Below are 23,911 nucleotides of genomic sequence, written 5' to 3'. Positions count from 1 at the left end.
AAAACTCACGAAGCTCGCGGCAGCCGTCGCCCCGGCGGAGCCGATTCGAGCCACGACAGGAATCCGGTCAGCGCACCCGGCCCCATCGCGATCTCGATCGCTTCCTGGTCCGAGGACTCGCAGCGCAGCACCGTCGATCCCTCAGGCACCGCGTACGCCTCGGAACCGGACGGGTCCCGCCGGTCCGCGATCTGCATGCTTTCCCGCTGGAAAACGCGATCCGGGCCGGTGCGCAGGCTCCACACCCGGTACCAGACGAACTTCTCGCCTTCGTACCGGCCGAGGCCGAGATGCCAGCTCGAACGGGGACTGTCCGGACGCCACCGCAGCGCCACGCTGACGCCGCCGCCGCGGCGCATCCGGATCCACCGCTGGCCGTACCAGCCGACCACGACGACAAGCACGATCAGGAGCGCTAGCACCACCACAGCGATCTGCACGGCCCGGCTCCTGCCCGTCTAGTCCGCTCAGACCGATTGTCCAGCCGCGCGGAGCTGGGCCGTGGCCCTCGTCCGCTCGGCCTCGTCGCCGGTGCTGAGGGCTGCCTTCGCGGCGGCCACGTCGATTTCGTCGGACAGCTCGGCGCTCTCCGCGAGCACGCTCACCCCGGTCGCGGTGACGGACAGGAATCCGCCGTGCACCGCGGCGGTCAGCACGTCGCCGTCCGTCGTGTTCACCTTCACCACGCCACCCTCGACGAGCTGGCCCAGCACCGGCTCGTGTCCGGGCATGATGCCGATCTCGCCCTCGGTGGTCTGCGCCACCACGAAGGTGGCGGTACCCGACCAGAGCCGGCGCTCGACGGCAACCAGCTCCACGGACATCTCAGCCACGTAGCACTCCTTCGCTCGGGGTGTCACCACCGAGTGTAATAGGTCTTGCTTCGGTTACGAGAACGGCGGGGGCCGATGTCCACAATGGACAGTGCCCCCGCCGGTCTCACGCACTCACTTGCCGGTGATCTCGTGGTACTTCTTCTCGAGGTCCTCGAGCCCGCCAATGCCCAGGAACGCCTGCTCCGGGTAGTGGTCGAAGTCGCCCTTGGTGATGCGGTCGAACGACTCGATGGTCTCCGACAGCGGCACCGTGGAGCCCGGGATCTGCGTGAAGGCCTCGGCCACCAGCATGTTCTGGGACAGGAAGCGCTCGATCCGGCGCGCCCGCTGCACGGTGAGCTTGTCCTCTTCGGAAAGCTCGTCCATGCCGAGGATCGCGATGATGTCCTGCAGCTCCTTGTACTTCTGCAGGATCCGGATGACCTCGGAGGCGACGCGGTAGTGGTCCTCGCCGACGATCGCCGGGTCGAGGATCGTCGACGTCGACGCCAGCGGGTCCACCGCCGGGAAGATGCCCTTCTGGAACACCGACCGGGAAAGCTCGGTGGTGGCGTCCAGGTGGGCGAACGTCGTCGCCGGGGCCGGGTCGGTGTAGTCGTCCGCGGGCACGTAGATCGCCTGCATCGAGGTGATCGAACGGCCTCGGGTCGAGGTGATCCGCTCCTGCAGCTGGCCCATCTCGTCCGCCAGCGTCGGCTGGTAGCCCACGGCCGAAGGCATGCGGCCCAGCAGGGTCGACACCTCGGAACCGGCCTGGGTGAACCGGAAGATGTTGTCGATGAACAGCAGCACGTCCTGGTTCTGGACGTCGCGGAAGTACTCCGCCATGGTCAGCGCCGACAGCGCGACGCGCATACGCGTGCCCGGCGGCTCGTCCATCTGGCCGAACACGAGGGCGGTGTCGTTGATGACGCCGTCCTCGGACATCTCCAGGAAGAGGTCGTTGCCCTCACGGGTGCGCTCGCCGACGCCGGCGAACACCGACGTACCGCCGAAGTTCCGGGCGACACGGGTGATCATTTCCTTGATCAGCACCGTCTTGCCCACGCCCGCGCCGCCGAACAGGCCGATCTTGCCGCCCTGCACGTACGGGGTCAGCAGGTCGACGACCTTCAGGCCGGTCTCCAGCATCTCCGTCTTGCCCTCGAGCTGGTCGAACGGCGGCGGGTTGCGGTGGATGCCCCAGCGCTCGAGGTCCTCGCCGTAGCCGGGCTCGTCGAGGCACTCGCCGAGCGCGTTGTAGACGTGGCCCTTGACCTTGTCGCCCACCGGGACGGTGATCGGCTTGCCGGTGTCGGTGACCTCGGCACCGCGGACGAGACCGTCCTGCGGCTGCAGCGAAATCGTGCGCACCAGGTTGTCGCCGAGGTGCGCGGCGACCTCGAGGGTCACCGTCTTGCGCAGCTGCTCGAACTCGATGTCGACCTTGAGCGCGTTGAACTGGTCGGGAACGGAACCGCGCGGGAACTCGACGTCGACGACCGGCCCGGTCACCGAGACGATGCGCCCCTTGGCGCGCGGGGCTTCAGTACTGGTCATCAGTCATCACTTCCTGCTGCGGTGAGCGCGTTCGCGCCACCGACGATTTCGGAGATCTCCTGGGTGATCTGCGCCTGCCGGGCCTGGTTCGCCTCCCGCGTCAGCGTGTTCACCAGTTCGTTCGCGTTGTCCGACGCGGCCTTCATCGCCGTACGGCGGGCGGCCAGTTCGGACGCTGCGGATTCGAGCAGCGCCGAGTACAGCCGGGTGTTGATGTACTTCGGCAGCAGCGCGGAGAGCAGCTTGTCCGCGCTCGGCTCGAACTCGTAGCTCGGCAGCAGACCGGCCGGCTTCTCGTCCTCGCCGTCGGAGTACTCGACCTCCAGCGGAGCGACCCGCTTGGCGACCGGGCGCTGCGTCAGCATCGACACGAACTCGGTGTAGACGACGTGGATCTCGTCCACGCCCGTGATGCCGTCCGCATTGCCCGAAGCGTCATCGACACCCGCGTTGAAGGACTGCACCAGCGTCTCGGCCGCCGCGACCGCGTCCGGGTAGCCCGGCTGGTCGGAGAAGCCGGTCCAGCTGCCGGCCACCGCGCGGTTGCGGAACCGGTAGTAGTTCAGGCCCTTGCTGCCGGTGGTGTAGACGTCGACGTCCTTGCCCTCGGACTTGAGGAGGGCAAGCAGTTCTTCGGTCGCCTTCAGCACGTTGGAGTTGTAACCGCCGCACTGGCCCTTGTCACTGGTGACGACCAGGACGGCGGCGCGCTTCGGGTTCGGGCGCTCGACCAGGAGCGGGTGGTCGAGGTTGGCCGCCGCGCCGGCCAGCGCCGAGAGCACCTTGGTGATCTCGTCCGCGTACGGCCGGGAAGCGGCGACCTTCGCGCGCGCCTTGGTGATGCGCGCGGTGGCGATGAGTTCCATCGCCTTGGTGATCTTGCCGATCGACTTCGTCGCCTTGATGCGCGAGCGAAGCTCCCGGAGTTGTGCGGCCATGGGCTACCAGCTCACTTCTTCGGGGCGGGCTTGTTGACCTTGACGGTCTCCTGCCCGACCTTCTCGGCGGCCATCGCGTCGGCGTTCGACTCGAGCGGCTTGCCCTCGGAGGTGGTGAACTCCTTCTTGAACTCGTTCACCGCCGCGATCAGCGCGTCGCGGGTGTCGTCCTCGAACTTGCCGGTGTCGCGGATCGCGCCCAGCACCTCGGCGTGCTTGCGCCGCGCCGAGTCGAGGAACTCGAGGTTGAAGCGGCGCACGTCCTCGGTCGGGACCGAGTCGAAGTAGCCGTTCGTGCCCAGGTACACCGTGGCGACCTGCTCCTCGACCGGAACCGGGGAGTACTGCGGCTGCTTCAGCACCTCGTACAGCCGGGCACCGCGCTCAAGCTGCGCCTTCGACGCGTCGTCCAGGTCCGAGGCGAAGGCGGCGAACGCCTCCAGCTCGCGGTACTGGGACAGGTCGATGCGGAGCGAGCCCGCGACGTTCTTCATCGCCTTGACCTGCGCGGCGCCACCCACGCGGGACACCGAGATGCCCACGTCGATGGCCGGGCGCTGGCCGGCGTTGAAGAGGTCCGACTGGAAGAAGCACTGGCCGTCGGTGATCGAGATGACGTTCGTCGGGATGTAGGCCGACACGTCGTTGGCCTTGGTCTCGATGATCGGCAGCCCGGTCAGCGAGCCCGCGCCCAGCTCGTCCGAGAGCTTCGCGCAGCGCTCGAGGAGACGGGAGTGCAAGTAGAAGACGTCGCCGGGGAACGCCTCGCGGCCCGGCGGGCGGCGCAGCAGCAGCGAGATCGCGCGGTAGGCGTCGGCCTGCTTGGTCAGGTCGTCGAACACGATGAGGACGTGCTTGCCCTCGTACATCCAGTGCTGGCCGATGGCCGAGCCGGTGTAGGGGGCGATCCACTTGAAGCCGGCCGAGTCCGAGGCCGGGGCCGCGACGATGGTGGTGTACTCCATCGCGCCCGCGTCCTCGAGCGCCGTCTTCACCGAGGCGATCGTGGAGCCCTTCTGGCCGACCGCGACGTAGATGCAGCGAACCTGCTTGCTCGGGTCGCCGGTCTCCCAGTTGGCCTTCTGGTTGATGATCGTGTCCACCGCGACCGCGGTCTTGCCGGTCTTGCGGTCGCCGATGATCAGCTGGCGCTGGCCGCGGCCGATCGGGGTCATCGCGTCGATCGCGGTGATGCCCGTCTGCAGCGGCTCGGACACCGGCTGGCGCTCGACCACCGAGGCGGCCTTCAGCTCCAGCGCGCGGCGGCCGGTGGTCTCGATCTCGCCGAGGCCGTCGATGGCCTGGCCGAGCGGGTTGACGACCCGGCCGAGGTAGCCGTCGCCGACCGGCACCGAGAGGACCTGGCCGGTCCGCTTGACCTGCTGGCCTTCTTCGATGCTCTCGAAGTCGCCGAGGATCGCGGCGCCGATGGAGCGCGCGTCCAGGTTCAGTGCCACGCCAAGCACGCCGCCCGGGAACTCGAGCAGCTCGTTGGCCATGGCCGAGGGCAGCCCTTCGACGTGGGCGATGCCGTCACCGGCGTCGGCGACGACGCCGACCTCTTCCCGCTCCACGGAAGGGGCGTAACTCGAGACGTAATTCTCGATCGCGTGGGCGATCTCGTCCGAGGAGATCGTCAGCTCCGCCATTTCGTTCCCGCTCTCGCTTCTCTTCTGTCCAGTGTGCAAAGTCTGTTGTGCCGCTCAGGCCCGGCTCAGCGTGCGGCGCGCGGCCGCCAGCTGCCCGGAGGTGCTGCCGTCGATGACCTCGTCCCCGACGCGGACGACGAGGCCGCCGCCGAGTGCCGGGTCGATTTCGACGTGCAGCGCGATCGGCCGCCCGTAGATGCCGTCGAGCTTGGTCCCGAGAAGGGCCCGCTGCTCGTCGGTGAGCGCGTTCGCCGAGGTCACGTACGCGACCGAGCGCTCGCGCCGCTCGGCGGCCAGCGCGACCAGCTTGTCGAGCGCGTTGCCGATGCCGCGCCCCTTGGCGCGCTGCACGGCCTGCTCGACCAGGGTCTCGACGACCGCGTCGACCTTGCCCGCGAACAGCCCGCGGACCAGGGTCCGCTTCGCTTCCGCGGGAGCGGTCAGGTCGGACAGCGCCGCCTCGAGTTCCGGGGCGCCCGCGACGATCCGCGCGACCTGGAACAGCTGAGACTCGACGGTTTCGACGTTCCCGGCCTTTTCGGCGGCGGTGAGCAGCGCCGAACGGCCGATCGATTCGAGCCCGTCCACCAGCTCGCGGGGACTGGACCAGCGGCTGCCCGCCACGGTGTCGAGCACCTTCAGGGCCTGCTCGCTCAGCTTTCCGTCGAACAGGCGGCGGACCAGGCCCTGGCGGCTCTCCGGCGCGACCGAAGAATCGCCGACCGCGCGGCGCAGGCCGATTTCGCGGTCAAGGAGGTCGACGACCGAGAGCAGCTCGTCCCCGGCCTTCGCGGGGTCAGCGCCCGCTCCGGCCAGCACCTCGCCGAGCGTGCGCTCGGCGAGGTCGAGCGCTTCACGGCTCGCAGCATGCAGCGTCATCTCTGGTTACTTCCCCGCTCCGTTAGTGGCCCCGGCGGTGTCCAGCTCCGCGAGGAACCGGTCGACGGTGCCGCGACGGCGCGCCTCGTCCTCGAGCGACTCGCCGACGATGCGGCCGGCCAGCTCGACCGCGTTGCGGCCCATTTCGGCCCGCAGCTCGGCGACGATCTGCGCCTTCTGCGCCTGCAGCTGGGCGTGGCCCTGCGCCACGATCCGCTGGGATTCGGACTCCGCCTGCTCCCGCAGTTCCGCCTTGATCTGCTCGGCTTCGAGCCGGGCGTCGTCGCGGATCTTCGCGGCTTCGGAACGGGCGTCCGCCAGCTGCGCCTTGTACTCCGACAGCGCCTTCTCGGCCTCTGCCTGAGCCTTCTCGGCCTTCTCGATCCCGCCTTCGATCTTCTGCGCCCGCTCCTCGTACGCCTTCTCGAAACGAGGGACGACGTACTTCTTGAGGATGAACAGCAGGATCAGGAAGGCGACGATGCCGAGGATCACTTCCGGCCACGCCGGAACGATCGGGTTCTCTGATGCGAGCACCGCTTCGGTCTTCAGCACAACGTCTCCTTACGCGAGAGCGGACGACTCAGGCGGAGGCGATGAAGTAGATGACGATACCGATCAGGGCCAGCACCTCGGTGAGCACGAAGGTGGCGTAACCGATGCCCTGCAGCTTGCTCTGGGCCTCCGGCTGACGCGCGGTGCCGTTGATCACCGCGGCGAAGATCAGGCCCACACCGATGCCGGGGCCGATCGCGCCCAGGCCGTAGCCGATCGCGGCGAGGCCCTTGTTGATGCTGACGGCTTCGGCGGCCTGCTGGGCCAGAACGATGTTGCTCACGTGCGTTTCCCTTCACTTCGGTCCGCGCACTCACGCGGATCGGGGTCTTTAGGTGTTCTCAGTGCTCCGACGCCAGCGCGGCGCCGATGTACCCCGCGGACAGCAGGGCGAAGATGTACGCCTGGAGGCACTGGATGAACGCCTCCAGGAACGTCAGGCCGATGGCGAAGATCCATGCCACCAGCGACACCGGCTTCAGCGCGATGCTCGAGGTCTCGGTCAGCAGGAAGGAACCGCCGAGGGTGAAGACCGCCAGGATCAGGTGTCCCGCGAACATGGCCGCGAAAACACGGATGGCGAGCGTGAGCGGGTTCAGGAAGAACTTTTCCGCGAACTCGATCAGTGCGTACAGCGGGAGCACCGGGCCGGGGACGCCGGCGGGCGCGAGTTCCTTCTTGAAGTACCCGCCGAGCCCGTGCTTCTTGATCCCGACGTAGTGGTACATCGGGTAAACCACGAGCACCGACAACGCGATCGGGAACCCGAACCGCGCCATGGTGGGGAACTGCAGGAACGGGATGACCCCGTAGAGGTTGTTGATCAAGATGAAGGTGAACAACGCGAAGATCACCGGCACGAAGCGCTGGAAGTCTTTCGAGCCGATCTGCTCGCGGGCGATGTTGTTGCGCGCGAAGTCGTAGATGCCCTCGGCCACGAACTGGCCTTTGGTCGGAACGACTTTCAGCTTGCGCGTCGCCAGCAGGAAGTACCCCGCGATGATGATCACCGAGAGCACCACCAGGAGCATCGGCTTCGTGACGAAGCCGAACAACGGCGGCAGCTCAAAGCTTTCGGCGCCAGGGGGCGCGAAGGTCGCACCCTCGGTCAGTACCAGCGCGGCCACTGGGCTCCTCCCGGTTCTCCCGGCCGGCGTTCACTCCGCCGGGGGAATCGTCACGATCTGGACTTAACGTACCCGATACGCATCGGGACGCCGGAGGCGGCGGTACCCACCGTGTGCGGAGCCGGCTTGCCGGTCTGCGCACGAGGGATGTCTCGCGTGAACACTGCCCTGCGGTCTACTTCGGACCAGGTGAGAGAGGCGGAACCATCCGGTCGCCACACTGCTGATCGCGGTTCGTCGTCGGGAGTGCGCGGCCGAGCCGCCACCCATGACGCGGACCATACCAGCAGGTCAATCACTGCCGTACAGGCGTACTCCTAACCAGCCGAACGGTCCAGGACCTAGGTCCCGAATCCGGCCGGGACCCTTGTCCCGAATCCGTCAATTCGAGGCGGGAATGATGGTCGGGATACGCGCTTTGCGGAATGTCGCGAACTCCACGGCGGCGGCCACGAGAATGGCGACGATCATCGTGATCCCGAGCGAAAGCGGGTGCAGCACGGTGACGCCCTTGAGCAGAGTGAGCGCGAGGAACAGCAGGATGACCTTCGCCGCGTAACCGCCGAGCGCGATGAGCATCACCAGCGACGGGTCCTGTCCGGCGGATACCTTCATCATGCCCAGTGTGGAGAGCGAGGCGACCATCGCCAGCACGCCGCCGACCAGCGCCCCGAGGAAGCCGTGCAGTCCGTTGAGGACGGTGAAAAGAACAATGCAGACCAGGATGAACGGCGGGGTGAACAGGAGCGAGGCCCGCGTCATCGAACGCGCGAGCTGGCGCACCGGAGCGGCGTGCGGGTTCTCCGGAGCTTTGGCCTGAGCCGCGGCCTGGGACGTCTCGGGCGTCGTCTCGGGCGTCTCGGTGTCGCTCACTGCATTCGCTCCTCGTTCGGTTCGACCCGCCAGTATAGACCGCCCGCCGGGTCAGACGCCGTGGCGGTGCCGGGAACGCAGCCTCGGCACCAGTGAAACGAGCACCGCCATCACCAATGCGGCGCCAATCGCCCAGAACACGACCGGGCTGTCGAAAATCGTGATGGAGACCGCGCCGAAAGAGAGAATTCCGGCCCACAAATAGATCAGCAGCACCGCGCGCCGTTGCGAATGGCCGATTTCCAGCAACCGGTGGTGCAGATGCATTTTGTCGGCGGCGAACGGGCTCTGCCCGCGCCGCGTGCGCCGGACGACGGCCATCACGAGGTCGAGCACCGGCACGAAAAGCACCGCGACGACGACCACCAGCGGGGACAGCAGGGCCAGCGCGTCCGAGGCGGAGAACCGGGTGTAGTTGACTCGTCCGCTCGCCGAGGTGGTGGCTCCGGCGAGCATCAGGCCGATCATCATCGATCCGGAGTCGCCCATGAAAATTTTGGCGGGCTGGAAGTTGTACGGGAGGAAACCAAGACATGCTCCGGCGAGCGCGGCGGCGATGAGCGCGGGCGGGTACGAGCCGAAGTCGCCGCCCGCGTTGTCGAGCAGGCCGAGGGAGAACACGCAGGTGGCCGTCGCGGCGATGAAGCCGAGCCCGCCGGCCAGCCCGTCGAGGCCGTCGACGAAGTTCATCGCGTTGACCATGACGACGACCATGACGACCGTCAGCAGCGCGCCCTGGTTCTTGTCCAGCACCAGCACCGAGCCGATGGAATCGCCGTTTCCGCCCCACGGCACCCAGAACGACACCCACTGCACGCCGAAGATGACGAGGATCCCGGCGCACATGACCTGTCCGGCGAGCTTCGTCCACGCGTCGAGCTCGAACCGGTCGTCCAGGATGCCGATGAGCGAGATGACGCCCGCCGCGAGCAGCACGCCGACCGCGTCGTAGGAGACGTCGAAACCGTGGCTGAGCGCGGGAAGCTGGTGCGCGAGACCCATCGCCGCGGCGATCCCGAGGTAGATGCCGACGCCGCCCATCCGCGGGATCGGCTTGACGTGCACGTCGCGCGCGCGGGGGTTGGCGATCGCGCCGATCCGGATGGCCACGCGCCGCACGACGCCGGTCAGCAGATAGGTCACCGCGGTCGCGGTCAGCGCGACGAGCAGGTACTCCCGGATCGGGAGAAGTCCTTGGACTACAGGCATGACCGCGTCACGCCCGCCGGGAGGTCGGAGTCACCGCGCCACGCTACCGCGCCCGCGTGCGGCCCCGGTGAACGGCAGTCACTTGCCCGGCTCAGTCCAGCGTCTCCTCAGCGACGCCGATCACCTCGGCGATGGCGGCCTTCGTGACCGCGCCCTCGCGCAGCACCACCGGCTTGTCGCCAGTCAGGTCCACGATGGACGAGGCCACCGCTTCCCCGCTCGACCCGCCGTCGAGGTACACCGACACCGAATCGCCGAGCTGCTCCTGGGCTTCCTCGGCGGTCGAGGCGGGCGGACGGCCGGAGACGTTCGCGCTCGACACCGCCATCGGGCCGACGTCGCGCAGCAGCTCCAGCGCGACCGGGTGCAGCGGCATCCGCAGCATCACCGTGCCGCGCGAATTGCCGAGATTCCACTGCAGACTCGGCGCGTGCGGCAGGACGATCGACAGGTCGCCGGGCCAGAACGCCTCGATGAGCGCGCGCGCCTGCGGCGGAACGCCGAGCACCAGACCGTCCACAGTGGACCAGGAACCGACGAGAACGCCGACCGGCATGTCCGGGCCGCGGTTCTTCGCCCGCAGCAACGCCTGGACGGCGCCGGAGTCGAACGCGTCGGCGCCAATGCCGTACACCGTGTCCGTCGGCAGGACGACCAGCCGGCTCGACCGCACCGCGGCAGCCGCCGCGGACAGGCCTTCGGCTCGGGATTCGCGCTTGCCGCAGTCGTAGACCGCACTCATGACGGGCAGCCTATCCCCCGGCGCGGAGGGGTTCGGAGCGCCCCGAGGCGGGATGGGGCCGGAGTGGCCTGGCTCCGGCGAGGGGGCGGGCTTGGCACGCGGTGCGGAGATCCGTGAAGGGCTCCTTGAGGGAATCAGATTCCCTCAAGGAGCCCTTCACGGACGGACGGGGGAGGGAGTGTGGGCCGGGCCGAGGTAGCCGAGCCCGATGCTGACCGTGTCGGCCGCTTCGACGACGAGCGCGCCGAGTTCGGCCTCGCGTTCGTCCAGTGCGATGGCGGAAAGCGCGCCGGACAGCGAAATCGCGGCGGCGATCTCGCCGGTGTGGTCGCGCACCGGGGCGGCGATGCAGGCCCGGCCCAGCGCGAGTTCCTCGATCTCGGTGGTGTAGCCGCGCCCGGCGGCCGCGGTCAGGTCGGCGCCGAGAGCGTCGAGGGTGGTGTGAGTGTGCGAAGTGAACCCGGGCAGCGGTTCGGCGCCGAGCAGTTCGGCTCGCTGCTCGGCGGTGGTGTCGAGCAGCAGGCTCTTGCCCATGCCGGTGGCGTGCAACGGATTGAGCTGCCCCATCAGAGAAAACGACTTCTGGGCCAACTGGCCTTCGACGTTCAGCAGGTAGAACAGCGACGAGCCGCGCCGCACCGCGACGTTCGCGCCCAGCCCGAGCTCCCAGGCCAGCCGCTGGGCGACCGGGCGGGCCTGCCGGTAGATCGGATTGTTGTTGAGCGCGATGCCCGCCATGGTCAGCACCGCCGGACCCAGCTCGTACAGCTGGCTCACCGGATCGCGCTGCACCAGCTCGGCCGCTTCGAGGGTCGCGAGCAGCCGCGAGGTGGTGGACACGCCCAGCCCGACCTCCGCGGCCACATCGGACACGCGCAGTGCGGGGCGGCCGGGGGTGAAGGCGCGAAGCACCGCCGAGGCTCGCTCGACGCTTTGATTGCCACCGGTCTCGGAAACCATGGTCCTGAGTATGGGTAGTAGTTGCATATTTCGCAAGTGGCGTGCAAAAGTTGGAGTCGACTTCCTGAACACTGGTGTTGGAGGGCTGCATGCGCATTGCCGACGTCACGACCTACGTGCTCAAACCCGCTGGTCGACGGGCGTATCTCGGCGCTCTGGAGGACGGCAGCGAACTGGGCGCGGACGAGGGTTACGTGGTGCGCGAGCCGTGGCGCAGCCTCTACTCCGGCCGGTTCGAGACGATGCTGGTGAAGATCACCGCGGACGACGGCACGACCGGATGGGGCGAGGCGCTCGCTCCCGTCGGCCCGGAGGTTGTCGCGACGGTCGTCGACCGGCTCCTGGCTGGTTGGCTGCGCGGCCGTGAGCTGACCGGACCGCGCCCGCTCTGGCACGGACTGCGCGACCTGATGCGGGAACGCGGCCACCTCGTCGGACATCAGGCCGATGCCCTCGCCGCCGTCGACATCGCGCTGTGGGATCTCTACGGCAAGCTGACCGGGCAGTCGGTCGCGCAGTTGCTCGGAGGCGCCCACCGGGACCACGTCGAGGTGTATATCTCCGGCCTCGCCCGCTCCACCGACGAGGAGCGTGCCGCCCTCGCCGCGGACTGGGCCAGCCAGGGTGCCACTCGGGTAAAGTTGGCTGCTGGCAAGGGAATCGAAGCTGACTTGGCGACCTTCGACGCGGTCGCCGCGTCCGCGCCGGAGATGAAGATCGCGCTCGACGCGCACTGGGCGTACCGGATCGGCGAGGCCGTCGAGCTGGGTCGCGAACTGGACCGGCGAGGTGCGTTGTTCTTCGAAGCGCCGCTGGTGCCCGAGGACGTCGACGGGCACCGCGAACTGGCCTCGCGCATCACGACGCCGGTCGCGGTCGGCGAGGCGATGCGCAACCGCTACGAATTCGCCGACTGGCTAGGCCGCCGCGCGCTGCGGCTGGCTCAACCGGACGTCGCGCGCACTGGCATCACCGAGGCAATGTCCATTGTGGAACTTGCTTCGGCTTGTCACGTTCCTGTTGTCTGTCACCATTCTGTCGGCCTCGGTGTCTCGCTGGCGGCCGGGATCCACGTGTCCGCGGCGAGTGCGGATACCCCGTACTTCGAGTACCAGCCCGACACGATTCCGGTGGCGCAAAGCATCCTGCGCACCCCGTTGACCGCGGGCCCGACCGGCTTCGCGGTGCCGGACGGGCCGGGGCTGGGCATCGACGTCGATGCTGATTTGGTTGCTACGCTTGCGAAGGAGAACTGAAGCTGTGTCGAACCCGCCGATCGGGCTCATTCCCATCCTGGCCACCCCGTTCGCTCCGGACGGATCGCTCGATGTGCCGTCGCTGCGCTCGCTGGTCGAATTCGAGCTGTCGGCGGGCGCTGACGGGGTTGCCGTCTTCGGCATGGCCAGCGAGGGTTTCGCTCTGTCCACTTCGGAGCGCGAATTGATTCTGCGCGAGGTACGCGCGGTGACCGGTCCGGGGGTTCCGGTCGTCGCGGGAGTGAACGGGACTGGGATCGCTCCGGCGCTGGAACAGGCGCAACTCGCCGCGGACGGCGGGGCCGACCAGATCATGGTCCTGCCGCCGTTCCTGGTGAAGCCCGGCCCGGGGCAGGTCGTGGAATTCTTCTCCGAGGTCGCCGCCCGCGCGGACCTGCCGGTGATGATCCAGGACGCTCCCGGCGTCACCGGAGTGTCGATCGATCCGGCGGCGGTGGCCGCGCTGGCCGGGGTCGAGGGCATCACGTCGATCAAGGTCGAGTCGCCGCCGACGCCGGTCAAGGTCGCCGCGGTGCGCGATTTCGGGATCGCCGTGCTGGGCGGGCAGAACGCGCAGGCGCTGATCGAGGAGTACGACAACGGTGCCGTCGGGACCATGCCCGCTTGCGAGTTCACCGACGTGTTGCGAGTGGTCCTGGACGATCTCGCTGCCGGACGCCGATCCGACGCACGCGCCGGGTTCGCGCGGCTGCTCCCGCTGATCCACCTGGGCGTGCGGCCGGGGCAAGCGTGGGCCGTGCACAAGGAAATCCTGGTGCGGCGGGGGATCATCGCTTCGGCGACCGTGCGGCTGCCCGCCCGGCCGTTGGATGCTGTGACCGGGAAGGCGTTGAACGAGATCCTCGACGAGCTGGCGTGGTGAGCCGGTCGGTCGTCGTCATCGGCGGCGGGTCGGAGATCGGGATCGCCATCGCCGAAGCGTTCGCCGGGGACCGCGTGACCGGCGCGGGCTTGGCGGCGGCGAACCACCCGGCGTATGCGGATTTCGTCGTCGCCGATGCGTCCACTTCGGATGGTGCGGACGCGATTATCCAGCACGCCGGGACCGTGGATGTCCTGGTCTTGGCCGCCGCCGCGCAGCCAGTTGCAGCGGCCGCCGACACCACTGACGCCCAGTGGCATTCCGCGATCTCCAACACTCTGGACGCGGCGTTCTACCCGGCCCGCGCGGCGCTGCGGGTGATGCCGCCGGGCGGGTCGATCGTCGCGGTGACCTCGGTGAACGGATTCCTGGCCGCGCCCGGACTGCCGGGTTATGCGGCAGCGAAGTCCGGAGTGGATGGTTTGGTGCGGCAGCTGGCGCTCGAGTACGGCCCGCGCGGTATCCGGGTGAATGCGGTCGCGCCGGGGATGATCGGCGGGACCGGCCTGCCGGGAGTGGCCGAGGGCTATCCGCTGGGTCGCACCGGGACTCCTCGTGAGGTGGCGGACGTGGTCGAGTTCCTGGCGTCCGGCCGGGCGTCGTTTGTGACGGGAGTGGTGTTGCCGGTGGATGGCGGGTTGTCGGTCGCGTCCCCCGCGGCGTTCCTGCGGCCGGATCTGCGGGCGCGGTTTCTGCCGGATTAGCGGGCGGCGGCCAGTTCTCGTCGTCGGGTCGCCAGCAGGGTGCAGCCGACCGCCGCCGCGTAGCCGAGGGCGACGACGGTCATCGGGACGCTCATCGACATCGTCAGTGAACGGTTTGGCGCGGCAGCTGGCGCTTGAGTATGGTCCGCGTGGTGTCCGGGTGAATGCGGTCGCCCCGGGGATGATCGGCGCGACCGCCTGCCCGGGGTGACCGAGGGCTATCCGCTGGGCCGCACCGGGACTCCTCGCGAGGTGGCGGACGTGGTCGAGTTCCTGGCGTTGTTTGTGACGGGCGTGGTGTTACGTGTGGACGGCGGGTTGTCGGTCGCGTCCCCCGCGGCGTTCCTGCGGCCGGACTTGCGGGCGCGGTTTCTGCCGGATTAGCGGGCGGCGGCCAGTTCTCGTCGCCGGGTCGCCAGCAGGGTGCAGCCGACCGCCGCCGCGTAGCCGAGGGCGACGACGGTCATCGGGACGCTCATCGACATCGTCGAGCCCGCGGTGAGCAGCGTGCCGAGCACCGCGGTTCCGAGCGCGCCTCCGGTCTGCCGGGCGGTGTTCAGGACTCCGCTGGCGAGCCCGGTGTGCTCCTCGGGCGGTGTCGACATCGCGACCGACGTCATCGCGGGCATCGCGATCGAGCAGCAGCACAGCACCACGCCGCCCGTCACCGCCATTGGCACGGAATCGGCCGCCACCAGCAGGATCGCGCCGAGACCGGCGAGGCTGAAGCCGATCAGCATCGGGACGCGAGGGCCGAAGCGCGCGGTGAGCCGTCCGCTGGCGGTGGCTCCGATGCCGATCGCGATGGTGAGCGGGAGCGTCAGCATGCCGGTTGCGTAGGCAGACTGGTGGAGCGGGCCTTGGAGGAACAGCGACAGGCAGAGCAGGGTGCCGTAGAGGCAGAAGTTGAAGAGCAGCCCGGCGGTGCTCGCGGCGGAGAACGGGCGGGACGAGAAAATCGCCAACGGCAGCATCGGATCGCGTCGTCGGCGCTCGACCAGGAGGAACGCGAGTCCGGTCAGCAAACCGACGGCGATCAGCGGCACCGCCCAGCCGGACCGGCCGACCTGGATCAGCCCGCCGGCGAGCGCGGACAGGGCGACGGTGCCGAGGACGAGCCCGTACGGATCGAGGCGGCGGTTGCGCTGCGGCGACTCGACGACATAACGGCAGGTCAGCGCGATGGCGAGCGCGGCGACCGGGACGTTGACCCAGAAGATCGCGCGCCAGTCGACCAGTGCGATGAGCACGCCGCCCGCCACCGGGCCGGTCGCGAGTCCGATGGCCGCGATGCCGCCCCACAGGCCGAGCGCGTGCGCCCGCGCTCGCGGTTCGGGGAATTGCCGGACGATCAGCGCGAGCGAACACGGCAGCAACGCAGCCGCGCCGATGCCCTGCAGCGTCCGCGAGAGGATCAACACCGAGATGGTCGGGGCGATCGAACACAGCGCGGACCCGACCCCGAACACGACGGTCCCCAGCACGCACACCCGCCGCGAGCCGTAGCGGTCGCCGAGCGAGCCCGCGGTGAGCATGCCCGCGGCCAGCGCGATGGTGTAGCTCGCGATCACCCATTGCTCACCGCCTAGGCCGCCGCCGAGGTCGCGCCGGATCGCTTCGACAGCGACGTTCACCACGGTCGCGTCGAGCTGGACGATGAAGAACGGCAGGCAGAGCGCGATCAGTGCCAGTCGTTGCTTGCGTGCGGAGTTTGTTGCGGTCACGAGACAAGGGTGACCCGGGAATCGTTCGGTGTGGGCCGAAGGGTCAGAGGTAGTGCCGTTGGTTCCGCTTCTCTTCGGCGTAAGTCTCGTACGCCGCTTGTGTGGAGGCTAAATCGGACACTTCGCTCACCGGTACCTCCCACCACGCCGAGCCCGGCGGGTTGGGCGCGAGCGGATCCGTCTCCACGTGCACCACTGTCGTCACCGAATTCGCCTTGGCCTGCTTCAACGCCGCTCGGAACTCGTCCACAGTGGACGCACGAAGCACCGTCGCACCGAGGCTCGCCGCATTGGCCGCGAGGTCGACCGGAAGGACGTCGTCCTCCAGCAAGCCGTTCTCGGCGCGATACCGGTAGGAGGTGCCGAACCGTTGTGAGCCCAGCGATTCCGACAGCGACCCGATCGACGCGAACCCATGATTCTGTACCAGCACGATGATCACCTTGAGCCGTTCGGCGATCAGCGTGACGAGTTCCTGCGCCATCATCAGATACGAGCCGTCGCCGACCAGCACCACGACCTCGCGGTCCGGCGCGGCCAGCTTCACCCCGACGCCCGCGGCGATCTCGTATCCCATGCAGGAGTACGCGTATTCCACGTGGTACGCCTTGGGATCTCTCGCCCGCCACAGCATCTGCAGGTCGCCGGGCATGGAACCGGCGGCGTTGATCACGACGTCGCTGTCGTCGAGCGAGCGGTTCAGCGCACCGAGGATCTCTGTTTGCGCGGGCAGGGGAGCGTGCCCGAGGTCGAAGCAGGCGTCGGCGGCGCGGTTCCACTCGTCGGCAAGTTGTCGGGTCCGCGCGCGGTAGGCGTCGGAGACCTGCCAGCCGGACAGCGCGGCCGTCAAGGCTTCCAGGCCGCGCCGGGCGTCGGCGACCACCATCTCGGCGGAGTGTTTCGCGGCGTCGAACCGGGCGGCGTTGAGGTTCACGAACCGCACGTCCGGGTTGCCGAAGACGGTGTGCGAAGCGGTGGTGAAGTCGCTGTACCGGGTGCCGATTCCCAGGACGACGTCGGCTTCCGCGGCCAGGGCGTTCGCGGCGGAAGTGCCGGTGGAGCCGAGACCGCCGACCGCGCACGGGTGGTCCCACGGCACCGCGCCCTTGCCCGCATGGGTGTCCGCCACGGGGATCCCGGTCGCCGAGGCGAACGCGCGCAGCTCCGGCCAAGCCTCGGAGTACACGACGCCGCCACCCGCGACGATCAGCGGCGCTTTCGCCGAACGCAGCAGCTCTGCGGCACGGGCCAAGGCTTCCGGAGCAGGTACCGGACGGTCGACGTGCCAGACGCGGCGGCGGAAGAAGTCCTCCGGCCAATCGTAGGCTTCGGCCTGCACGTCTTGCGGCAGCGCGAGCGTGACGGCCCCGGTTTCCACCGGATCGGTCAGCACGCGCATCGCGGCGAGAGCGGCTGGGATCAGTTGTTCGGGCCGGGTGATCCGGTCGAAGTACTTCGAGACCGGGCGGAAGGCGTCGTTCACCGAGACGTCGCCGTAGCGCGGATCCTCCAGCTGCTGCAGCACCGGATCCGGAACCCGGCCCGCGAAAACGTCGCTCGGCAGCAGCAGTACGGGGAGCCGGTTCGTGGTGGCCAGCGCGGCTCCGGTGATCATGTTCGTGGAGCCGGGACCGGTGGACGCGGTGCAGGCGAACGTCTGGAGCCGGTTGCGCATTTTCGCGAACGCGGTCGCGGCGTGCACCTGGCCTTGCTCGTTGCGGGCGAGGTAGTAGGGGAGCTCGCCGGAGTGCGCGGCCTGCAGCAGGGCTTGGCCCAGCCCGGCGACGTTGCCGTGCCCGAAAATCCCGAAGCAGCCCGGAATCAGCCGGTGTTCGATGCCGTCGCGCTCGGAGTACTGGTTGGCGAGGAAACGCACCAGGGCTTGCGCGGTGGTCAGCCTCATCGTGCGCCTCCGAAGGGCAGCCGCGGGTCGACGTCCTGGGATTCCCAAGTCTGGCGCACCCACGCGTGAGCCGGGTCGTCGCAGATCAGCCACGCCCGTTCGGGTCCGGGACCGGCCATCACGTTCAGGTAGTACAGGTCGTAACCGGGCGCGGCCATCGACGGCCCGTGCCAGCCGTGCGGAATCAGCACGACGTCGCCGCTGCGGACCTCTTCCAGAATGTCGATCGGGCGCTCGGCAGTGCCGTAAACACGTTGGTAGCCCATGCCGCCGCCAGCGACCTCGAAGTAGTAGATCTCCTCCAGTTCGCTTTCGCCCTCGCGCGCCTCGTCGTGCTTGTGCGGCGGGTAGGACGACCAGTTCCCGCCCGGCGTAAGGACTTCGCAGACGAGCAATTGGTCGGCGTCGAAGGTGTGCGGGAGGCAGTAGTTGTTGACCTGGCGGCTGCAGTTTCCCGCGCCGCGCAGTTCGGTCGGCACGCCCGAGGCCGGGCCGTAGCGGGCGGGCAGCCGCTTCGAGGTTTTCGCCGACGGTAACGCGAATCGGCCTTGACCGGTGAGCGTGGCTTCGGCGTCCCTTGGCAGGTAAGCGAAATCGGTGACCGCGTCGAAAACGCCGGTACGGCCGGTCAGCTCGAACTTCGCACCGTCGACCGACACCGTGCAGCTGCCGGACAACGGAAGCACGAGCGTTTCCGCGTCGCCGGTGGAGAAAGTCTCGGTGCCGTCGAGTTCCAGCATGCGCAGGCCGGAGTAACCCCATCCGGCTGATTCGGGCGTGATGACAAGGCTGAACTGGTTCACAACAACCCCACCGCCGTATCGACTGCCTTGGCCACGTCACCGTCGTGCGGATAGAGCAGCGACCGTCCGACCACCAAACCCTGCACCGTCGGCAACGCCAGCGCCTCCTGCCAGGACGCGAACGCCGCGTCCGGGTCGGTCACTTCGCCGCCGAGCAGCACGGCGGGCAGCGTGGAGGCGGCCAGCACGCGCTCCATCTCGGCGACCACCGGCAGCTTCAGCCAGGTGTAGGCCGAGGAACGGCCGAGTCCGGACGCGATCGTGATGGACCGGATGACTGCCTCGGGGGAGAGATCGTTCTTGATTTTCCCGTTGATCCAACCGGACAGGAACGGCTCGACCATCGCGAGCAGCTTCCGGTCGGAGAGCGAGTCGATGGCCTTCGCGGTGTTCTCCAGGACGCTCGGCGTCGCCGGGTCGTCCAGGCAGATCCGGGTGAGCATCTTCCCGCCGTCGAACCGCATCCGGGCGATGGTTTCCGCGTCGTAGCAGGCGAACCGGTCGTCGATCTCGAAGCTCGACCCGGCCAGCCCGGTGCGGTTCATCGACCCGAGCACGGTCTTGCCGTCGAGCACGCCGAGCAGCAGCAGGTCGTCGATCACGTCCGGGGTCGCGAGCACGCCGGTGACGCCCGGGCGTTCCAGCGCGAGACACAGCCGCTCCAGCAACTCGCCGCGATCGGCCATCGCCAGCGGATCCGCGCCGACCGCGTTCGCCCCGCGCGCGGGATGATCGGCCGCGATGATCATCGCCGCGCCCTTGTCGTTGAACGGCGATTTCGCCCGTATCCGGTTCGCGGCCGCCTCGGCGATCGCGTCCGGATCGTGCACCCGTTTGGCGACGATCCTCTCGACGGTATTCATTCCGCTCCCTCGAGCCTGCGCAGCACCTGGTCTTCCGTCGGCATCGCGTCCGAGCACGCGAGTTCCCCGGCGACGTGCGCGCCCGCCGCGTTCGCGAACCGCATGATCCGCTCGATGTCCCAGCCGGACAACAGCCCGTGCACCAAAGCACCGCCGAACGCGTCGCCCGCGCCGAGACCGTTGACCACTTCCACCGGAACCGGCGGCACCTCCACCTCGCCGGTGTCGTCCACCGCGAGCACGCCCTTCGGTCCCTGCTTCACCACCGCGAGCGAGATACCCTTGTCTCGTAACGCTTTCGCTGCGTCCCTCGGTTCACGCACAGCCACCGCGGTATCGCATTCGTCGAGGTTGCCGACCGCGACCGTCGCGTGTTCCAGCGCCTTGCCGACCCATTCGCGCGCCTGCTCGCGGGACTCCCAGAACATCGGCCGGTAGTCGAGATCCAGCACGGTGATTCCCTTGCGGCCACGGGCTTCCAGTGCGGCGAGCGTGGCCGAGCGGCTCGGCTCCTGGGACAGCCCGGTCACCGTCGCCCAGAAGACTTCCGCCGAGCGGATCGCGTCGAAATCCAGGTCGTCGGCCGTGATGTCGAGGTCCGGAGCCTTCGGGAAACGGTAGAAGTAGAGCGGGAAATCGTCCGGCGGGAAAACCTCGCAGAACGTCACCGGCGTCGGCAGCTGCGGCGAAGTCCCGACGAACCGGTCGGCCACGCCGTATCCCGCGAGCGCGCGACGCAGGAACCGGCCGAACGGATCGTCGCCGGTTTTGGTGATCACCGCGCTGCGCCGGCCGTACCGGGCAGCCGCGACCGCGACGTTGGTCGCGCTGCCGCCGAGGTATTTGCCGAACGAGGTGACGTCTTCCAGGCCGACGCCGGTCTGCAGCGGGTAGAGGTCCACCCCGATCCGGCCCATCGTGACGAGGTCGAACCCCGTGGTCATCGCGTCCTCCTCGCAGGCTGTGCTCCGACCGTGCCCCGTGGCCGAGGACTTTGTCAAGACATATGGACATACGCGGTAGGCTTCGGTGATGAGCACCAGTCCGGCCTGGGACCCGGTCCGCGGGATCGCGGTGGACCCGGCGAGCCCCGAGCCGCTGTACTTCCAGGTCGCGCGCCAGCTGCACGCCGCGATCGACGACGGCCGCCTCCCCGCGGGCTCCCGGCTCGCCAACGAACTCGACCTCGCGGCGGGGCTGCGGCTGTCGAGGCCGACCGTGCGGCAGGCGATTCAGTCGCTGGTCAACCAGGGTCTGCTGGTGCGCAAACGCGGCGTCGGCACCCAGGTGGTGCGCACGAAAGTCGCCCGGCCGCTGCGCCTGAGCAGCCTGTTCGACGACCTCGCCGGGCTGGGCGAAACGCCGTCGTCGCAGGTGCTGGTCAACCGGGTCGAACCCGCCGATGCCGAGACCGCCGCTGTGCTGGAGGCTCCCGAGCTGAAGCAAGTGCGCCGGTTGAAGCGGATCCGCTGCACGGGAGGCGGACCGCTGGCGATCATGAACAACTGCCTCCCGGACGGGATTCTCGACGTCGGCGACGACGAATTGCGCTCCCACGGGCTCTATCAACTGCTGCGGCAGACGGGGATCCGGCTGCATTCGGCGCAGCAGAGCATCGGTGCGCGGCTGGCGACCGAGGAAGACGCGGAGCTGCTGGACGAATCGCCCGGCGCGGCGTTGCTGACGATGCAGCGCACGACGTACGACGAAACGGGCCGGGTGGTCGAGTACGGCTGGCATGTTTACCGGGCGTCGCGGTATTCGTTCAATCTGCCGCTGACGCACGGGCCGCAGTAGAAGATTTCCCTGCGGACCGCCTCGTCTCCTTGGTCAGTCTTCCTCGTCGTGTACCCGGGTGAAGTCCGGCTTCCGCCGCTCGCGATGCGAAGCGAGCCCTTCGCGGACCTCGGGACCGGCGAAACCGTAGAACTCCAGCGCCAGCGAGGAGTCGAAGATCGCGCCCGCGAGCTGCCGGTACCAGAGGTTGAGGCTCTGTTTCGTCCAGCGGATCGCGTTCGGCGCGCCGTTCGCGAGTTCGTGCGCGATCTCCCGCGCGGTCGGCAGCAGCCCGGCCTCTTCCTCGACGCACAGCGACACGAGACCGATCCGCTCGGCCTCGGCTCCGGTCATCGGACGGCAGGTCATCAGGTAGTACTTGGCCTTCGCCATCCCGCAGAGCAACGGCCAGCACACCGCCGCGTGGTCGCCCGCCGCGACGCCGAGGCGCGTGTGGCCGTCGATGATCTTGGCGTTGGCGGCGGCCACGGAGATGTCCGACAGCAGCCCGGCGACCAGGCCCGCGCCGACGGCCGGGCCGTGGATCGCGGAGACGGTCGGCTTTGAGCAGTCGATGACGTTGTAGACCAGGTCGCGGGCCTCGCGCATGGTGCGCGAACGGGCCTCGAAGTCGTTCGCCAGCTTCTCGACCAGGTCGAATGATCCGCCCGCGGAGAACCCTTTGCCCTCGCCGCGCAGCAGGACGGCCTTGACCTCGGGGTCGCGGTCGAATTCGCGCCAGATGTCGGCGAGTTCGCCGTGCGCGTCCTCGCTGACCGCGTTGAGGTGCGGCGCGTCCAGGACGAGTTCGATGACGCCGTCCTCGTCCGGCCCGTCGACCCGCAGGTTCTCGAACTGCGCGTAGCGGCTCATTCAGCTTCCCTCCGTCGTCCGGAACATCTGCGCCACCATGCCATTGCTCCGGACGCTGCCGCCAGATCACGTACGTTCTTCGGACAGTTCGACGGCGAGGCTGGTGCTCAGTCCGGAGGGGCCGAGCAGATCGAGGGTGACCGAACGAGCGCCGGGGCTCGTGCGCAGTTGCGCGGGCTGCCCGCAGAACAGCGGCGCCTGATTGCGATGGCTGATCCGGCGCACCCGAGAGGCGGGGGATTCGAGCCGCAGCACCTCGGCCAGCGCGAGCGACATCAACGGCCCGTGCACGACGAGGCCGGGATATCCCTCGATCCTTGTGGCATACGGCCAGTCGTAGTGGATGCGGTGCGCGTTCGCGGTAGCCGCGGAAAACCGCATCAGCAGCGTCGGATCGGTGGCGAACTCCCAGCTCTGCCCGTCGGTGCGGCGGAACGGCGACCCCACGGGTTCGAGCGCGGCAGCGGTTTCCGGGACCGCGGGCGCGGCGGGCGGTCCGGCCTCGCGGTAAAGCATGTCCTGGCGCTCCTCGACGTACGGTGTTCCGTCCATTCCGGACAGTTCAGTGCGCACCTGGACGATCACCAACTTCCCCGAACGGCCGGACTTTTCGGTGACAGAGTCCACAATGGATTTTCGTCGTACGGTTCCGCCGACTTTCGGTGCGCGGTGCACCACGACCTCGCCGCCGGCGAACATCCGCCGCGGCAGGTCGACCGGCGGCAGGAAACCGCCGCGGACCGGATGGCCGTCGAGACCGAGTTGGGACGACACCGGCCAGCGCGGGAGCGCGACCCAATGCCACAACGGCGGGAGGTCGTCGCCTTCGACTGGGGCGGGGAGCCCGTTGTCGAACAACGCCGCCAGTGCGGCGACCGGGCCGGGTTCGAGCACTTCTTCGCTGGTGACGGCGTACGGTTCCCAGGCTTCCGGTGCGGACATGGGTTCCTCGGATCTGGTTTCGGACGAGGCAGTCGGCTGAATACTTTATCAGGAATCACCCCGTGCCTCGCGGTGCTGCTCGCTCGGCTATCCGCAGCAGTTGGCCGTGGTGAACGGCGGCCGGTGGCGAGTCTTGAACAGGGCGGCTTATGTAATACTTTATCTGCTCGAACGTCCGCCAGAGGGGAGGCCGGGGCGATGCCCGAAACCACGGGCGCGGGACTGCGCCGCAGCGGTCCGGCGAACCTGAAAGCGCTGGCCGCGCACGAGATCCGGCGACGGGTCTTCTCCGGCCAGTTGCGCGCCGGGGCGAAGATCGACCAGGAGGCGCTGGCGGACGAACTCGGCATCAGCAAGCTGCCCGTCCGGGAGGCCTTGATCACGCTCGACCACGAAGGCGTGGTGGAGCACATCGCCCGCCGAGGCGCGTTCGTGGCGCGGATGACGCGCGACGACATCCGCGACCACTACCGCGTGTTCGGCCTCGTTTCCGGCCTGGCCGCCGAGCGCGCGGCGAAGAACCTCTCGCCGGAAAGCCTGCAGGCATTGCACGATCTGGCGGACCGGATGGAGTCCGGAGTGGACCGTGCCGAACAGGAACGGCTGAACTTCGAGTTCCACCGCAGGATCAACTACGCCGCCGATTCCCGCCGGCTGGTGTCGATCCTGGGCATCCTGGCGAAAACGGTGACGCACGGGTTCTACGAGGCGCACGAGGACTGGCCGGAGAAGGCGCACGACGACCACCGGAAGATCCTGAACGCACTCAGCGCCCGGTCGGCTTCGCGAGCCCGGTCCATTGTGGAGAAACACTTCTCGGACGGCGGCGAGCGTGCGGTTTCCTTGCTGGAGAAGCAAGGTTTCTGGGAACGCTGAC

Annotated in this window: 27 protein-coding genes; 7 read left to right on the top strand and 20 right to left on the bottom strand. The window is 68.6% G+C overall.

Features of this window, described 5'->3' with window-relative positions; genetic code table 11:
- Positions 1-5 precede the first annotated feature (5 nt).
- The 13 genes from ACWDNU_RS09275 to ACWDNU_RS09215 all read right to left on the bottom strand — a co-directional run bounded on the left by ACWDNU_RS09275 (position 6) and on the right by ACWDNU_RS09215 (position 11,307).
- Positions 6-440, bottom strand: coding sequence for a DUF2550 domain-containing protein (locus ACWDNU_RS09275; protein ID WP_344271456.1), 435 nt, complete (start codon positions 438-440; stop codon positions 6-8).
- 27 nt (positions 441-467) lie between these two features.
- Positions 468-833, bottom strand: coding sequence for a F0F1 ATP synthase subunit epsilon (locus ACWDNU_RS09270; protein ID WP_009082582.1), 366 nt, complete (start codon positions 831-833; stop codon positions 468-470).
- Positions 834-947: 114 nt separating this feature from the next.
- A complete protein-coding gene (gene atpD, locus ACWDNU_RS09265) occupies positions 948-2,375 on the bottom strand; it encodes a F0F1 ATP synthase subunit beta (protein ID WP_370934647.1) in 1,428 nt (475 codons plus the stop codon).
- A complete protein-coding gene (locus tag ACWDNU_RS09260; RefSeq protein ID WP_370934646.1) occupies positions 2,375-3,313 on the bottom strand; it encodes a F0F1 ATP synthase subunit gamma in 939 nt (312 codons plus the stop codon). The genes atpD and ACWDNU_RS09260 overlap by 1 nt, the downstream gene beginning before the upstream one ends.
- Positions 3,314-3,324: 11 nt before the next feature.
- Positions 3,325-4,962, bottom strand: coding sequence for a F0F1 ATP synthase subunit alpha (atpA, locus tag ACWDNU_RS09255; protein WP_370934645.1), 1,638 nt, complete (start codon positions 4,960-4,962; stop codon positions 3,325-3,327).
- 54 nt (positions 4,963-5,016) lie between these two features.
- On the bottom strand, positions 5,017-5,841 hold the full coding sequence (locus tag ACWDNU_RS09250) for a F0F1 ATP synthase subunit delta (RefSeq protein WP_370934644.1): 825 nt from the start codon (positions 5,839-5,841) through the stop codon (positions 5,017-5,019).
- A gap of 6 nt (positions 5,842-5,847) precedes the next feature.
- The gene (locus ACWDNU_RS09245; RefSeq protein WP_370934643.1) at positions 5,848-6,396 is read right to left on the bottom strand and encodes a F0F1 ATP synthase subunit B; all 549 of its coding nucleotides are present in this window, start codon (positions 6,394-6,396) and stop codon (positions 5,848-5,850) included.
- Between the two features lie 28 nt (positions 6,397-6,424).
- On the bottom strand, positions 6,425-6,679 hold the full coding sequence (locus ACWDNU_RS09240; RefSeq protein ID WP_037815373.1) for an ATP synthase subunit c family protein: 255 nt from the start codon (positions 6,677-6,679) through the stop codon (positions 6,425-6,427).
- Between the two features lie 58 nt (positions 6,680-6,737).
- On the bottom strand, positions 6,738-7,523 hold the full coding sequence (gene atpB / locus ACWDNU_RS09235; RefSeq protein WP_449668414.1) for a F0F1 ATP synthase subunit A: 786 nt from the start codon (positions 7,521-7,523) through the stop codon (positions 6,738-6,740).
- Between the two features lie 381 nt (positions 7,524-7,904).
- Positions 7,905-8,396, bottom strand: coding sequence for a hypothetical protein (locus ACWDNU_RS09230; RefSeq protein ID WP_370934641.1), 492 nt, complete (start codon positions 8,394-8,396; stop codon positions 7,905-7,907).
- A 51-nt stretch (positions 8,397-8,447) separates the two neighbouring features.
- A complete protein-coding gene (locus tag ACWDNU_RS09225) occupies positions 8,448-9,605 on the bottom strand; it encodes a glycosyltransferase family 4 protein (RefSeq protein WP_370934640.1) in 1,158 nt (385 codons plus the stop codon).
- Between the two features lie 91 nt (positions 9,606-9,696).
- Positions 9,697-10,347 carry an L-threonylcarbamoyladenylate synthase gene (locus ACWDNU_RS09220; protein WP_354743953.1) on the bottom strand — a complete coding sequence of 217 codons (651 nt, stop codon included), beginning with the start codon at positions 10,345-10,347 and terminating at the stop codon, positions 9,697-9,699.
- A 156-nt stretch (positions 10,348-10,503) separates the two neighbouring features.
- The gene (locus ACWDNU_RS09215) at positions 10,504-11,307 is read right to left on the bottom strand and encodes an IclR family transcriptional regulator (protein ID WP_449668413.1); all 804 of its coding nucleotides are present in this window, start codon (positions 11,305-11,307) and stop codon (positions 10,504-10,506) included.
- Positions 11,308-11,396: 89 nt separating this feature from the next.
- On the opposite strand from ACWDNU_RS09215, the gene ACWDNU_RS09210 reads away from it, so the two are divergent.
- The 5 genes from ACWDNU_RS09210 (at position 11,397) to ACWDNU_RS09190 (ending at position 14,534) form a co-directional block, all read left to right on the top strand.
- Positions 11,397-12,563, top strand: coding sequence for a mandelate racemase/muconate lactonizing enzyme family protein (locus ACWDNU_RS09210; protein WP_449668412.1), 1,167 nt, complete (start codon positions 11,397-11,399; stop codon positions 12,561-12,563).
- A gap of 4 nt (positions 12,564-12,567) precedes the next feature.
- Positions 12,568-13,446, top strand: coding sequence for a dihydrodipicolinate synthase family protein (locus ACWDNU_RS09205; protein ID WP_370938202.1), 879 nt, complete (start codon positions 12,568-12,570; stop codon positions 13,444-13,446).
- Complete coding sequence (locus ACWDNU_RS09200) at positions 13,443-14,150, top strand: SDR family NAD(P)-dependent oxidoreductase (protein WP_449668411.1); 708 nt, start codon at positions 13,443-13,445, stop codon at positions 14,148-14,150. Before ACWDNU_RS09205 ends, ACWDNU_RS09200 begins: the two co-directional genes overlap by 4 nt.
- 106 nt (positions 14,151-14,256) lie before the next feature.
- Positions 14,257-14,361: an SDR family oxidoreductase gene (locus ACWDNU_RS09195; protein WP_370938200.1), complete on the top strand. Its 105-nt coding sequence runs from the start codon at positions 14,257-14,259 to the stop codon at positions 14,359-14,361.
- A complete protein-coding gene (locus ACWDNU_RS09190; RefSeq protein WP_449668410.1) occupies positions 14,358-14,534 on the top strand; it encodes a hypothetical protein in 177 nt (58 codons plus the stop codon). The genes ACWDNU_RS09195 and ACWDNU_RS09190 overlap by 4 nt, the downstream gene beginning before the upstream one ends.
- Here ACWDNU_RS09190 and ACWDNU_RS09185 read toward each other — a convergent pair.
- The 5 genes from ACWDNU_RS09185 to iolC are packed head-to-tail and all read right to left on the bottom strand — an operon-like array spanning position 14,531 to position 20,387.
- Positions 14,531-15,874 (bottom strand): MFS transporter, encoded by a 1,344-nt coding sequence (locus ACWDNU_RS09185; RefSeq protein WP_449668409.1) that lies wholly within the window; start codon positions 15,872-15,874, stop codon positions 14,531-14,533. The two genes, ACWDNU_RS09190 and ACWDNU_RS09185, sit on opposite strands and share 4 nt — an antisense overlap.
- Before the next feature lie 43 nt (positions 15,875-15,917).
- Positions 15,918-17,777 carry a 3D-(3,5/4)-trihydroxycyclohexane-1,2-dione acylhydrolase (decyclizing) gene (gene iolD, locus ACWDNU_RS09180; protein ID WP_449668408.1) on the bottom strand — a complete coding sequence of 620 codons (1,860 nt, stop codon included), beginning with the start codon at positions 17,775-17,777 and terminating at the stop codon, positions 15,918-15,920.
- Complete coding sequence (gene iolB, locus ACWDNU_RS09175; protein WP_449668407.1) at positions 17,774-18,580, bottom strand: 5-deoxy-glucuronate isomerase; 807 nt, start codon at positions 18,578-18,580, stop codon at positions 17,774-17,776. The genes iolD and iolB overlap by 4 nt, the downstream gene beginning before the upstream one ends.
- Positions 18,577-19,443, bottom strand: coding sequence for a Cgl0159 family (beta/alpha)8-fold protein (locus ACWDNU_RS09170; protein ID WP_449668406.1), 867 nt, complete (start codon positions 19,441-19,443; stop codon positions 18,577-18,579). The genes iolB and ACWDNU_RS09170 overlap by 4 nt, the downstream gene beginning before the upstream one ends.
- The gene (gene iolC / locus ACWDNU_RS09165) at positions 19,440-20,387 is read right to left on the bottom strand and encodes a 5-dehydro-2-deoxygluconokinase (RefSeq protein WP_449668405.1); all 948 of its coding nucleotides are present in this window, start codon (positions 20,385-20,387) and stop codon (positions 19,440-19,442) included. Before iolC ends, ACWDNU_RS09170 begins: the two co-directional genes overlap by 4 nt.
- Positions 20,388-20,475: 88 nt before the next feature.
- Between iolC and ACWDNU_RS09160 the strand changes: the two genes are divergently transcribed.
- Positions 20,476-21,240 (top strand): GntR family transcriptional regulator, encoded by a 765-nt coding sequence (locus ACWDNU_RS09160; protein WP_449668404.1) that lies wholly within the window; start codon positions 20,476-20,478, stop codon positions 21,238-21,240.
- A 33-nt stretch (positions 21,241-21,273) separates the two neighbouring features.
- On the opposite strand, the gene ACWDNU_RS09155 is transcribed toward ACWDNU_RS09160, so the two are convergent.
- Together ACWDNU_RS09155 and ACWDNU_RS09150 are read right to left on the bottom strand one after the other, a co-directional pair.
- Positions 21,274-22,092, bottom strand: a complete 819-nt coding sequence (locus tag ACWDNU_RS09155) for an enoyl-CoA hydratase/isomerase family protein (protein WP_370938192.1) — start codon at positions 22,090-22,092, stop codon at positions 21,274-21,276.
- A 66-nt stretch (positions 22,093-22,158) separates the two neighbouring features.
- Positions 22,159-23,034 (bottom strand): FAS1-like dehydratase domain-containing protein, encoded by an 876-nt coding sequence (locus ACWDNU_RS09150; RefSeq protein ID WP_449668403.1) that lies wholly within the window; start codon positions 23,032-23,034, stop codon positions 22,159-22,161.
- Positions 23,035-23,232: 198 nt separating this feature from the next.
- On the opposite strand from ACWDNU_RS09150, the gene ACWDNU_RS09145 reads away from it, so the two are divergent.
- Positions 23,233-23,910 carry a GntR family transcriptional regulator gene (locus ACWDNU_RS09145; RefSeq protein ID WP_449668402.1) on the top strand — a complete coding sequence of 226 codons (678 nt, stop codon included), beginning with the start codon at positions 23,233-23,235 and terminating at the stop codon, positions 23,908-23,910.
- Position 23,911: the final 1 nt, after the last annotated feature.

This window comes from Amycolatopsis sp. NPDC003676, from assembly GCF_053587275.1.
This window is presented reverse-complemented; position numbering and strand designations above follow the sequence as displayed.

Coding starts and splice junctions, on each gene's coding strand:
- atpD (WP_370934647.1), bottom strand. CDS start 2,375: ATGACCAGTACTGAAGCCCCGCGCGCCAAGGGGCGCATCGTCTCGGTG.
- ACWDNU_RS09155 (WP_370938192.1), bottom strand. CDS start 22,092: ATGAGCCGCTACGCGCAGTTCGAGAACCTGCGGGTCGACGGGCCGGAC.
- ACWDNU_RS09250 (WP_370934644.1), bottom strand. CDS start 5,841: ATGACGCTGCATGCTGCGAGCCGTGAAGCGCTCGACCTCGCCGAGCGC.
- ACWDNU_RS09150 (WP_449668403.1), bottom strand. CDS start 23,034: ATGTCCGCACCGGAAGCCTGGGAACCGTACGCCGTCACCAGCGAAGAA.
- ACWDNU_RS09210 (WP_449668412.1), top strand. CDS start 11,397: ATGCGCATTGCCGACGTCACGACCTACGTGCTCAAACCCGCTGGTCGA.
- ACWDNU_RS09160 (WP_449668404.1), top strand. CDS start 20,476: ATGAGCACCAGTCCGGCCTGGGACCCGGTCCGCGGGATCGCGGTGGAC.
- ACWDNU_RS09145 (WP_449668402.1), top strand. CDS start 23,233: ATGCCCGAAACCACGGGCGCGGGACTGCGCCGCAGCGGTCCGGCGAAC.
- ACWDNU_RS09260 (WP_370934646.1), bottom strand. CDS start 3,313: ATGGCCGCACAACTCCGGGAGCTTCGCTCGCGCATCAAGGCGACGAAG.
- atpA (WP_370934645.1), bottom strand. CDS start 4,962: ATGGCGGAGCTGACGATCTCCTCGGACGAGATCGCCCACGCGATCGAG.
- ACWDNU_RS09225 (WP_370934640.1), bottom strand. CDS start 9,605: ATGCCTGTAGTCCAAGGACTTCTCCCGATCCGGGAGTACCTGCTCGTC.
- ACWDNU_RS09170 (WP_449668406.1), bottom strand. CDS start 19,443: ATGAATACCGTCGAGAGGATCGTCGCCAAACGGGTGCACGATCCGGAC.
- iolC (WP_449668405.1), bottom strand. CDS start 20,387: ATGACCACGGGGTTCGACCTCGTCACGATGGGCCGGATCGGGGTGGAC.
- iolD (WP_449668408.1), bottom strand. CDS start 17,777: ATGAGGCTGACCACCGCGCAAGCCCTGGTGCGTTTCCTCGCCAACCAG.
- ACWDNU_RS09220 (WP_354743953.1), bottom strand. CDS start 10,347: ATGAGTGCGGTCTACGACTGCGGCAAGCGCGAATCCCGAGCCGAAGGC.
- ACWDNU_RS09215 (WP_449668413.1), bottom strand. CDS start 11,307: ATGGTTTCCGAGACCGGTGGCAATCAAAGCGTCGAGCGAGCCTCGGCG.